Source organism: Rhodococcus sp. P4_F3_2, from assembly GCF_056401335.1.
Genome location: NZ_JBFUJN010000008.1, coordinates 179,288 through 191,105 on the forward strand (window position 1 = coordinate 179,288; position 11,818 = coordinate 191,105).

7 protein-coding genes and 1 pseudogene are annotated in these 11,818 nt (G+C 63.0%); 7 read left to right on the top strand and 1 reads right to left on the bottom strand.

Going from position 1 to position 11,818, the window contains the following annotated elements; genetic code table 11:
• The first annotated feature begins 28 nt into the window (after positions 1-28).
• On the top strand, positions 29-1,318 hold the full coding sequence (locus tag AC1DWA_RS11110) for a PucR family transcriptional regulator (RefSeq protein WP_019745783.1): 1,290 nt from the start codon (positions 29-31) through the stop codon (positions 1,316-1,318).
• A gap of 94 nt (positions 1,319-1,412) precedes the next feature.
• On the opposite strand, the pseudogene AC1DWA_RS11115 reads toward AC1DWA_RS11110, so the two are convergent.
• Positions 1,413-2,714: pseudogene (locus AC1DWA_RS11115) on the bottom strand (HNH endonuclease signature motif containing protein); the annotation flags it as partial.
• Between the two features lie 116 nt (positions 2,715-2,830).
• Here AC1DWA_RS11115 and AC1DWA_RS11120 point away from each other — a divergent pair.
• The 6 genes from AC1DWA_RS11120 (at position 2,831) to AC1DWA_RS11145 (ending at position 11,780) form a co-directional block, all read left to right on the top strand.
• On the top strand, positions 2,831-4,129 hold the full coding sequence (locus AC1DWA_RS11120; protein ID WP_046379485.1) for an SWIM zinc finger family protein: 1,299 nt from the start codon (positions 2,831-2,833) through the stop codon (positions 4,127-4,129).
• On the top strand, positions 4,126-5,610 hold the full coding sequence (locus AC1DWA_RS11125) for a DUF5691 domain-containing protein (protein WP_029256522.1): 1,485 nt from the start codon (positions 4,126-4,128) through the stop codon (positions 5,608-5,610). The genes AC1DWA_RS11120 and AC1DWA_RS11125 overlap by 4 nt, the downstream gene beginning before the upstream one ends.
• Entirely contained in the window at positions 5,607-6,722 is a 1,116-nt protein-coding gene (locus tag AC1DWA_RS11130) for an ATP-binding protein (RefSeq protein ID WP_020971138.1), read from the top strand. The genes AC1DWA_RS11125 and AC1DWA_RS11130 overlap by 4 nt, the downstream gene beginning before the upstream one ends.
• A complete protein-coding gene (locus AC1DWA_RS11135; protein WP_477846031.1) occupies positions 6,719-8,905 on the top strand; it encodes a DUF5682 family protein in 2,187 nt (728 codons plus the stop codon). The genes AC1DWA_RS11130 and AC1DWA_RS11135 overlap by 4 nt, the downstream gene beginning before the upstream one ends.
• Positions 8,902-10,065, top strand: coding sequence for a VWA domain-containing protein (locus AC1DWA_RS11140; RefSeq protein ID WP_019745778.1), 1,164 nt, complete (start codon positions 8,902-8,904; stop codon positions 10,063-10,065). The genes AC1DWA_RS11135 and AC1DWA_RS11140 overlap by 4 nt, the downstream gene beginning before the upstream one ends.
• Positions 10,066-10,157: 92 nt before the next feature.
• On the top strand, positions 10,158-11,780 hold the full coding sequence (locus tag AC1DWA_RS11145; RefSeq protein WP_020971136.1) for an MFS transporter: 1,623 nt from the start codon (positions 10,158-10,160) through the stop codon (positions 11,778-11,780).
• The last annotated feature ends 38 nt before the right edge of the window (positions 11,781-11,818 follow it).

Here is an 11,818-nt window from a genome sequence, read left to right on the forward strand (position 1 = left end):
ATCGCACAAGGAGCGAGGCGCCGGCGCGATGCGGCGCCTCGCCCGAGTGCCTGCAGCCGCGGAGCCGGAAGTGCTTGCGGTGGTTGCCGAGTTGGCCCGACGACTCGACGAGCGCAGTGCCGACATTGCGCGTGAGATGGCCTTCATGATGGCTCACGAAATCGACCAATTGGATGCAGACGCCAAATTGCTCGAAATGCTCGAGGCCAGCGTGCAGGGAAACATCACGACGATCATCCACGTACTGGCCAACGACATTCCGATCGATCATCTCCAACCGACCACTGCCGCAGTGGAATACGCTCTGCGTCTGGCGCAGCGGGACGTTCCGTCCAACTCTCTCGTTCGGGCCTACCACATGGGCCAAGGCGATCTGATGCGGATCTGTCACGACGAGATCAGCACACTGGATATTCCGGCGCGACTCACTTTGGCTGTCCTGAAACACACTTCGGATGTGGTCTACAGCTACATCGACTGGATCACGCTCTACGTCTTCGACGCGTACGAGCGGGAACGCAGTCGATGGATGGCAGCGCAGGGAAACCTCCATTCGGCCGCGATCCACGCCCTCCTGTCCGGCACCAACGCAGATACCGCTGCTTTCGAAGCGGAGACCGGGTACCGCCTGGGTCAGAACCACGTCGCCCTGGTGGTTTGGTCGACGTGGGATGCGGACGTCATGGGCATCAACACGCTCGATCGACTCGTACGTGATCTCGGCGCAGCGGCGGGAGCGGACAAGCCGCCGATCATCACCGCCATCGATCGACGCACGGTGTGGGCGTGGCTGCCGTTCGGTCGCCGGGTGCCTGCGCCGGATCCGGAGGTTCTCGCTGCGGCAGTGCCGTTGGACGGCGGAGCGCGGGTGGCAATCGGACTGCCAGGGTCAGGGGTCGAAGGTTTCAAGCGATCTCACGAACAGGCAACCGCCGCCTATTCGGTTGCTGCCGTGCCGGATACGCCGCAACGGCCGGTGGTGAGCTTCGGGGACCGCGGCGTCGCTGTGGTTTCACTTCTGTCCGAGAACATCGATTCTACGAAGTCATGGGTCTGGGAGGTGCTAGGCCCGTTGGCGGACGATACGCCTTCTGCTGCATCCTTGCGGACGACCTTGAGTGTGTACTTCGCCCACGGAGAAAGCCATCTGCACACTGCCAATCACATGAATCTGCACCGGAATACCGTGAAGTATCGCATCAACAAGGCGCTCGGGGATCCAGTCGCTGCCGGCCGAGACAAGTTGGATCTCGCTCTGGCCCTGCAGGTTTGTGAGTTGTTGGGTAGATCGGTCTTGCGCCCCGCCAAAACGTCGTGAGTTGTGGACGCGACACGGCCTGTGGGCTCCGTATCGGGGTTTGATGACCGATGCGGAGCCTGGCCGTGTTCTGTTGTGCCTGAGGTTCTTCTCCGGTTTTGAAGGTGGTGTTCGCGGGCCGTGGGTGCTGGCCGGGGTCGATCGAGGGTGGTGGGATGAACCAGGGTTTGTTGTCGGTGCCTATTCGGATCACCCATTTCCCGACGAATCCGGTTTTTCGGTGCATCAATCGATGATGTGAACGGCACAGTAGGACAAGGTTGTTCATCACCGTCGGGCCGCCGTTGGCCCAGTGCCGGATGTGGTGCGCATCCGTCCACGCAGGCACGCATGTGCAGCCGGGGAACGCGCAGCCTTTGTCTCGGGCGATCAACGCCACTCGCTGCTCCGCGGACACTAATCGCTTTCCGGGTTTCGCATCGAGCGGCGCCCCGTGGTCGTCGAGCAGCACGGTGGACAGGAAACAGTCGCAGCCGAGAAGCCTGGTCTGCGAGACCGAGAGTGGTCCGAGCCAGGGCATGTGCCCGACATCGAGATCCGACACAGCCACTCCGTCACCAGAAGCAGCGGGTGTAGCGGCGCAGTCCCGGTGCTCCGCGAGATCGCGGGCGTTGATGTGCACGTTCACGTGCGGACGCTGACCACCGTCGGTGCCGGTTTTGGCGCAGTCGAGGTAGCGGCGGATCAGTTCGGTGAACCCGTCCGCGGTCCGCTTCGCCGCCGACCGGGCGTCGGGGGTTCCATCGGGTGCGGGGGTGGGCATCGTCAGATTCGACAGGGCGGAGAGCAGCATTTCGCCGGTGAGGGCGTCGAAATCGCCGCGCACCACCACCCGGCCGTTCAATGTCGACGCGATCCGGAGTTCGTTCCGGTCGTCATCTTCGGCGGGCGGAATCTCGTCGGATTCGAAGATTCGCTCCAAGGTCGCGATGACGTTTCGTACCTTCGTGGTCGTGGCCTCGACACCAGAAGCGGCAGCCAACAGTAGGTCGATACAGCGAGGGAGCGCTTCCTCCGGCATGCCCTTCGGTGGTGATTCGCAGAACGCCACGATCAGCACGGCGTGCTCGAAGGAGCAGTCCCCGTCATCGAACCGGGCCGCCACCGCGGGAAACGGCCGTAGCGCTGCACCGAGGGCGGCGATCTTCTTCCCGTCCCGGATTTGCAGCATCGTGTTCGCCGCCAACCACGCACCGACACCGCGGCTGGCGATCACCTGATCATCGGGACGCATCGACAACTCGTCGACCACTGCCACACGAACAGCCTCGAGACGAAGAATCTCCGCACTCGCCGACACCGCAGCCGCACGCAACTCAGAAGCCGTCAACCGCCACAGGCGTCCGCGCAACCCCACCGCAGAACCCGAGACCACATCCGACAACAGAACACTCATTGAATCCCCCGATCCCCACCCCAGACAATACTCGAACATGCGTTCGAGTCAAGAGCTGATTCACTAAAGAATCGGCCTGACTCTGCGATGTCAGCGGGTTGTCATACTGTGGTCGAGTGACTTCGCCGTGGACAGCTGGGCAGGTGGCGTCGGTAGCTCCCGACGCCGCATCGCTGGCCGCTGCGCGCAAGTTGGCTGGTTCGTGGAGCCATGCCGGCAGTAGCGGTCTCGCGCTCTGGGGGCTGTGTCAGGGCAGCGGCTCGAAGCCGTATCAAGCAGTGGTTGACCTGCGGGGCCCTGCATACAAGTGCTCGTGCCCCAGTCGAAAGTTTCCGTGCAAACATGCTCTGGGGCTGCTGGTGGAATGGTCGGAAGGGCGTGTGCCGTCGGCGGACGAGCCGGCCGACTTCGCGGCAGAGTGGTTGTCGCGCCGCGAGGAGAAGGCCGAGAACACCGGCGAAAGCGGTGACGAGGCTCCCAAGAAATCTCCCGACCCGGCGACAGCGCAGAAGCGCGCCGACCGCGTTGCGGGCGGGCTCGTCGAATTGGACCTGTGGATCACCGATCAGATCCGCAGTGGTCTGGCAGCGATGGACACATCCTGGGCGGGCTTCGACGCGGTAGCCGCTCGAATGGTGGATGCTCAGGCGCCCGGTATTGCAGGCACGCTTCGAGCATTGGCGGGAATCGTTGCGTCTACGGAGAACTGGCCCGAGAAGGTCCTCGACGAGTTGGCTCGGTTGCACCTGCTGGTCGCTGCGCATCAGAAGCTGTCCGAGTTGCCGGAAGATCTTGCCTATTCGGTGAAAGCGCACGTCGGCTATCCCGTCTCAACCGAGAGTGTGATGGAATCGATTCCGGTGAAAGAGAACTGGATGATTCTCGGTTCCGGGATCACCGAGGAGAAGCGACTGTTCACCCGAACCGTGTGGATGCTCGGCAGGAATTCGAAACGGTGGGCCATGCTGCTCGACTTCTCCCACGGGTCACCCAACTTCGCCACCGAAACGCCGCCAGTCGGGTTTCTGCTCAATGCCGATGTTCATTTCTATCCCGGTGCCGCGGCATTGCGGGCGCGGATGGGGGCAACGCACGGTGAACCGGAGCCCTTCACAACCATGCCGTTCGGAAGCATCGACGCTGCGTTGCAGCAGTTTACCGATGCCCTCGCCGCAGATCCCTGGTTGCGCTCGTGGCCGGCAGTGATCAGTTCGGTGGTCCCGTCGTTCGTCGACGGTTCCTGGTTTCTCGTCGACGAATCGGGCACAGCGCTTCGGGCAGAAGGTGATTCGGATCTTCTGTGGAAGTTGCTCGGTATTTCCGGCGGTTACCCGGTCACGGTCTGCGGAACGTGGAATGCGCTGGCTCTTACTCCGATCTCGGTTTTCACGGGAGGACAGGTGATCGTGCTGTGAGCACTTTGATCTCGGCTGCTCTTCTCGGGACTGCCAGAACCTCGACAACATTCGAGGAGCTGCCGGCCGAAGTGCGGGGCCACGCCCGCGAACTCGACGGCGATCCTGCCGAGATGCTTCTGGCAGCAGCAGCGTTGGAGAGGGCGTACCGCCGTGGCGGTGCGGGCTCCACCACGGCGGCGGTGCCGACACCTGCTCCAGACGATGTGCGATTCACGCTGCCGGAATCCTCATCGGCGCACCTGCTGTCGATGCTCGCGGCCAAAGCGACCTTGCTCGACGAGTGGTTCGCAGTCGCGTTGGAGCGCAACTACCGTGCGCCTGATCATCTGGTCGCCGAGTTGCTTTCCTTTGCACGTGCGAGCGAAGCTCACCGGGAGAGCATCCTGCAGATCGTCGGCGAGCGTGGCCGATGGCTAGCCGCGCAAAACCCTGAGTGGAGCAAGCTCGTCCGAACCAGGGATGCAAATCCGGATGTCTGGCGTCACGGAAGTTCGTCCCAGCGCACGCAGTGGCTGATAGACACTCGCCGAACAGATCCCGCGCTGGCACTGGCCGAACTCAGAAAATCGTGGGGCACCGAGCGGGGCGAACAGAAGGCTGCATTTGTCTCGACTCTGGCAATCGGATCGAGCGCCGACGATCAACCATTGTTGGAGGAAGCCCTCGACGACCGTCGCAAGGACGTGCGACGCGCAGCAGCGGAGGTGCTCGGACGTATTCCCGAATCGGAGTTCGGGGAGCGAATGGCTGCGCGGGTTCAGAAATGGGCGCGGGTGGAGCGGAAACTGCTTCGATCCACGTTGGTCATCCTGCCGCCTGAGGAAGTCGATGCGGCGTCGAGGCGAGACGGCATCGAAGATCGGCCGAATCCACACACCGACTATCGTGCCGAGTATGTGCGTCAGGCGATCAGTTCTGCACCGTTGTCTCTGTGGAACAACATGATCGGTGAACCCGGCAAGGTCATGGGGATGAGCGTTGACGAAGGCTGGGAGCCGATCCTTCACGACGCTTGGTCCACCGCTGCAGTCGCGCAGAACAATGCGGAATGGGCGCTGGAACTCTTTCGCATACGCGGCACGGCCACCGATCGACGCCTACTCCCGTTGGTGCCGGCCAAGGCGTTGGCTGACCTGTTGAGGTCTGGAAACGGCGACGCCAATGTTCTGCACCCGGGCCGGGCAGCGATCTACGACGCTCTGCCAGGTCCATGGCCAGATGACATCACCCGGGCAGTCGTGGCCCAGTGGGAACGAGTTGCGGCCAGACGTGCCGATGGGGGCGCCAAGGCCGGCGAATTCTCGCGCTACAAATACAGCGCATCGCTACGCCTAGCCGAGAGTCGATTTCCCTACAGCGCAGTAACTTTGCTCGATCGGGCTGCGGAACGTGCACGTGACCCGGACTGGCGGCAGACCTTCGCCAGAACTGCCAGCGCCATCACCCACCGCAAGACCCTGCTCGAGGAGCTCACATGACTGACAGCGCAACCGTGCCCACCACAGAACCGGCAAAGCTGATGCGGCCCCACGCAGAGCAGGAGTACGCACTCGAACTCGAAGCACTGGCCGCGCAGGACACCCGTCCGCGTCCACCGTCGTGGAACTTGTCGCCCTGGGCCGTGGTGACGTATCTGTTGGGTGGCACTCTCGACGACGGAACAGTCATTTCACCGAAGTACGTCGGTCCACGGCGGTTGATGGAAGTGGCCGTCGCAACTCTTGCCACCGACCGGGCACTACTGCTGTTGGGCGTGCCGGGTACAGCCAAGACCTGGGTCTCCGAACACCTTTCGGCTGCAATCTCGGGTGCGTCGACGCTCCTGGTTCAAGGCACGTCGGGTACACCCGAGGAAGCTATCCGCTACGGCTGGAACTACGCACGCCTTCTCTCGGAGGGGCCGACCGCCGGTGCGCTGGTGCCGTCACCTGTGATGACCGCGATGGAAACCGGGAAGATCGCCCGCGTCGAAGAGTTGACGCGTATTCCGGCCGACGTGCAGGACGCCCTCATCACCATTCTCTCCGAGAAGACGTTGCCGGTGCCGGAACTGGGCATCGAGGTGCAGGCAGCCAAGGGCTTCAATCTGATCGCTACCGCCAACGATCGCGATCGCGGTGTCAACGATCTGTCGTCCGCACTACGTCGACGGTTCAACACAGTTGTTCTCCCGTTGCCGGCCAGCGAGGAGGACGAGGTGGCTATCGTGGCACGCCGAGTCGAACAGTTGGGCGCAGCACTGGAATTGCCGACAACCCCCGCAGCAGCCGAGGAAATTCGCCGGGTCGTCACCGTGTTCCGGGAACTGCGATCAGGCACGACCACCGACGGCCGCACCAAGTTGAAGTCCCCGTCCGGAACTCTGTCGACGGCGGAGGCGATCTCGGTGGTCACCAACGGTTTGGCGTTGTCTGCGCATTTCGGGGACGGCGTACTGCGGGCATCCGACGTCGCTGCCGGAATCCTGGGTTCGGTGATCAAGGATCCGGTCGCAGACAAGGTTGTGTGGAACGAGTACCTCGAGGCAGTAGTGCGTGAACGCGGCGAGTGGTCCGACTTCTACCGGGCGTGCCGCGAGGTCACCGGGTGACCATCGTGATTCCGGACCTGCGTGTCCGGGTCTTCGGTATCCGTCACCACGGCCCGGGATCTGCTCGTTCGGTTCGGCAGGGCCTGGACGAGTTTTCCCCCGACGTGGTCCTGATCGAAGGTCCTTCGGATGCAGACCCGTTGGTGATGCTGGCGGCATCGGAGTCGATGGAACCGCCGATTGCGTTGCTCGCGTACGCCACTGGCGAACCGTCGAAGGCGGCCTTCTGGCCGTTTGCGGTGTTCTCACCCGAATGGCAAGCGCTGCAGTGGGCTGCGAAGAACGGTGTGCAGGCAAGATTCTGCGATCTGCCCGCGTTCAACGTGTTGGCGGATCAGGGGATTCGTACTGTCCGCGAGGGCGATCCTCTGTCTGAACTGGCCGCGGCCGCGGGTTTCGACGACACCGAACGCTGGTGGGATTCGGTGATCGAATCAAGCTCGGGCGCAGATTCTTTCGATGCGATCACCGAGGCGATGGAGGCGCTGCGTGAGACAGTGCCGATCGACGAGGAGACAGCGCATCGCGAAGCATATATGCGGCAGGTGCTGCGCAAGACGTTGAAGGATGGCGCCGAGCGGGTAGCGGTCGTCTGCGGTGCCTGGCACGCGCCGGCGTTGGTCGGAGCCCTGGGGCCTGCGGCACCCGACGCCCGCATTCTCAAGGGGATGTCCAAGGTCAAGACCTCGCTGACCTGGGTTCCCTGGACACATTCACGCCTGGCGTCGGCATCGGGTTACGGAGCCGGAATTACCTCGCCGGGCTGGTATCACCATCTGTTCACCGCGAACGACAAGACGATCACGCGGTGGCTCACCAAAGTTGCGAGGGTGCTCAGGGACGAGGACCTTCCGATCTCGAGTGCTCACGTCATCGAAGCTGTCCGATTGGCAGATACGTTGGCTGCACTGCGTTCTCGCCCGCTGGCCGGATTGTCGGAAGTTACCGAGGCTACGAGGTCGGTGATGTGCGACGGAAACGACGTTCTTCTCGATCTGATCACACGAAGACTCGTTGTGGGCGAAGCCCTGGGCACGGTGCCCGAAGAAACTCCGACGGTTCCGCTCGAAGCAGACCTGCGAGCACGTTCGAAGACTTTGCGGCTCAAACAACAAGCGGGAGCCAAGAATCTCGATCTGGACCTGCGACGCGATATCGACGTCGAGCGTTCCCAGTTCCTGCACCGACTGGGGATCCTCGAGATCGATTGGGGAACCCCGGCCGACAGTGAGGTCCGTTCCACCGGAACTTTCCGAGAGACTTGGGCGCTGCAATGGAAGCCCGAATTCTCGGTCTCGGTGATCGAGGCGTCGCTGTGGGGTACGACGGTGGCCGCAGCGGCGGCATCACGTGTCGTCTCGAAGATCAACGAGCCGGACATCACTCTCGCGTCACTGATCGGACTACTGGAGAGCTCACTGCTCGCAAACCTCCCGGCAGCTTTGTCTGCGGTTTTGGAGAGTGTGAAAACAGTTGCGGCACTAGACCATGACGTGTCACATCTGATGGCTGCGCTACCGGCGCTGACCCGAACGCTGCGATACGGCGATGTGCGCGGAACCGATGTGACGGCGTTGATCGACGTCGCCGACAGTTTGTTGATCCGGATCTGCACCGGCCTCGCAGTCGCCGTCACCGGACTGGACGATCCCAGCGCCGAGGAGTTTCGCGATCACCTCGACAAGGTTCACTCGGCAGTCATGGTCCGTGACGATCGCGATGCGAGCGCACGGTGGCTGCAGGCGATGGCCGGCGTGATCGACCGTGACGACGTCAACGGTTTACTCGTCGGACGGATGGTGCGGCTACTGCGCGACAGCGGTTCGATCACGGAAACCGCTGCAGCCCAGCGCTTGTCTCGGGCCCTGTCCGTGGGAAGCGCGCCGACCGCCAAAGCCGGGTGGGTCGACGGGTTTCTCGGCGGTGGAGGGCTTGTGCTCGTTCACGATCGAGCGTTGCTCACGCTGATCGACACGTGGGTCCGCCAACTTCGTGAGCAGGACTTCATCGACACGCTTCCGTTGCTTCGACGCACGTTCGGAGCCTTCGAGGCAGGGGAGCGTCGAGCGATCGGTCAGGCGGTCAGAGGTGGACGACGCGTCGAGACGACAGTGGAGACCGATACTCGACGCGGCCGAGCGGCAATGGCGGTCGTTGCCGAGATACTGGGAGCGCGCGTATGAGCGACGACGATCAGCGCCTTCGGCGCTGGAGATTGATGCTCGGGGAATCCGCCGAAGAATCGACGGGAGGGCTGGGCCAACCGGGCGACAGTCGAATGGATGCAGCTCTCGCAGCGCTCTACGACTCGTCCGGCCCGACCAAGGGGCGCCGCCGCTCAGCCGGATTGGGGGCGTCGGCGCCGTCCGTCGCCAGATGGCTCGGCGATATCCGGACGTACTTTCCCAGCACGGTGGTGCAGGTGATGCAGAAGGACGCAATCGACCGACTGGGTTTGGCGCAGTTGCTGCTCGAACCGGAACTGCTCGATGCCGTCGAGCCCGATGTACATCTGGTCGGGACGCTGCTGAGCCTCAACCAGGTCATGCCGGAGGCCAGCAAGGCCACTGCTCGAATGGTCGTCGGCAAGGTGGTTCAGGAAGTCGAAGAGCGAATCGCGCAGAAAACGAAGGCCGCGGTGACCGGGGCACTCAATCGTTCGGCCAGAACGTCGAATCCGAAGTTGCGTGACATCGACTGGGACCGAACCATCCGAGCAAATCTGTCGCACTACCTGCCGGAGTATCGAACCGTCGTCCCCGAGCGGCTCGTCGGATACGGCCGCAAGTCGAAATCTGTGCAGCGCGACGTGGTCCTGGCGATCGACCAATCGGGTTCGATGGCGTCCAGCGTCGTCTACGCGTCCGTGTTCGGCGCGGTGTTGGCGTCGATGCAAGCGCTGAAGACTTCGCTCGTGGTTTTCGACACCGCCGTCGTCGATCTGACGGACAAACTGTCCGACCCCGTCGACGTCCTGTTCGGGACCCAACTTGGTGGGGGCACGGACATCAACCGCGCAATCGCGTACAGCCAGTCGCTGATCTCGCGTCCTGCCGAGTCGATGTTTGTTCTGATCTCGGACCTCTACGAGGGCGGTATTCGGAACGAGATGCTGCGGCGCATGGCGGCCATGAAGAATGCCGGCGTTCAGGTTGTGGTTCTGCTGGCGCTCTCGGACGACGGCGCTCCATCGTTCGATCACGACAATGCAGCGGCGCTGAGTGCCCTCGGGATTCCCGCGTTTGCGTGCACGCCGGACAAGTTTCCGGAACTGCTCGCGGTCGCTCTGGAACGCGGCGACGTGTCGGCCTGGGCGGATCAACTCGCACTCGAACAGCGCTGACTCGAACGGCACTGACTCAAACAGCATCGAACAGCCTCGAACAGCACTGACCGGTCTGCTTCGAAGACCTGAGCACCGGGTACACCCGCACGATGGGTGACGGACAGGTTGCTGGTTCGACTACGCAGGCGGGTTCAGGGCTGGTTCTCACGGTGTTGGCGAGCAGCCAGTTCCTGATGACCCTGGACAGCTCGGTCATGAATGTTTCGATGGCGACCGTCGCCGAGGACGTCGGCACGAGCATCACCGGCATTCAAACCGCGATCACGCTCTACACCCTGGTCATGGCGACTCTGATGATCACGGGTAGCAAAGTCGGTTCGATGATGGGCCGTCGCCGAGCCTTCGCACTCGGCTTGGTCATCTACGGCGCTGGTTCTCTGACGACTGCGCTCGCTCCGAATCTCGTGGTCCTGTTGATCGGTTGGTCGTTCCTCGAAGGCGTCGGCGCGGCGCTCATCATGCCCGCGATCGTTGCGCTCGTCGCCACCAACTTCCCGGCGGAGAAGCGTCCGGCGGCCTACGGCCTCGTCGCTGCAGCAGGCGCGATAGCCGTGGCAGTGGGGCCGCTGATCGGCGGCGCGGCGACGACATTTGCGTCGTGGCGTTACGTGTTCGTCGGCGAAGTCGTGATCGTCGTCCTGATCTTGTTGGTGCTCAGCAAGGTGGTCGACGTCCCACCGTCGAAGTCGCGCCTCGACTACTTCGGTTCGATCCTGTCCGTGGTGGGACTGGGAATGATCGTCTTCGGTGTGCTGCGTTCGAGCGAGTGGGGTTGGGTACAGGCCAAACCTGGCGGGCCGCAGCTGGTGGGGTTGTCTCCGGTGGTGTGGCTGCTGATCGTCGGGCTCCTTGTCGTTTACGGATTCCTACGCTGGGAAGGTCGACTGGCCGCTGCGGGGAAGGAGCCGTTGCTTGATCCGGCGATGCTGCGAAACCGCGAACTCAGTGGCGGGCTGTCGATGTTCTTCGCGCAGTTTCTGGTGCAGGCGGGCGTGTTCTTCGCGGTTCCTTTGTTCTTGTCCGTAGTTCTGGAGCTCAGCGCTCTCGAGACCGGAATTCGCATCCTGCCGTTGTCGGCGGCGCTCGTCGTGGCGGCGATCGGTATTCCGAAGCTACGGCCTACCGCGAACCCGCGACGCGTGGTCCGAGTCGGATTGTTGGTCATGGTCGTCGGCATTCTGATGCTCGTGGCAGGCATGGACCCCGGCGCCAATGCGGCGATCGTGATGATTCCCATGCTGTTCATGGGTTTCGGCTTGGGGTGCCTGTCTTCGCAGCTCGGAGCCGTCACGGTGTCCTCGGTCCCGGACGAACGCAGCACCGAGGTCGGCGGGTTGCAGAACACCGCCACCAACCTCGGCGCATCCTTGGGAACTGCCCTGATCGGATCGGTTCTCATTGCCACACTCACGACGTCGGCGATCGCCGGAATCGAAGACAATCCGGCGGTTCCGACATCGGTGCAGCAGCAAGCGAGCACCGACATGGCCTCGGGCGTGCCGTTCCTGTCGACGACGCAACTCCGATCCGCTCTCAGTGACGCCGGCGTCGCCGAGTCCACGGCGGATGCGATCGTGGACGTGAACGAAGAAGCCAGGCTGGACGCGTTGCGTGTCGCCTTTGCCGTGGCAGCGCTGCTCGCAATCGCCGCGTTGTTCCCGACCGCTCGAATCCCCCGCGTCGCGGTCGGCGACAAACGTGGTTCGAGCTAAGAATCAGCAATCGCGGATCGACCTGGACGATCGACGGA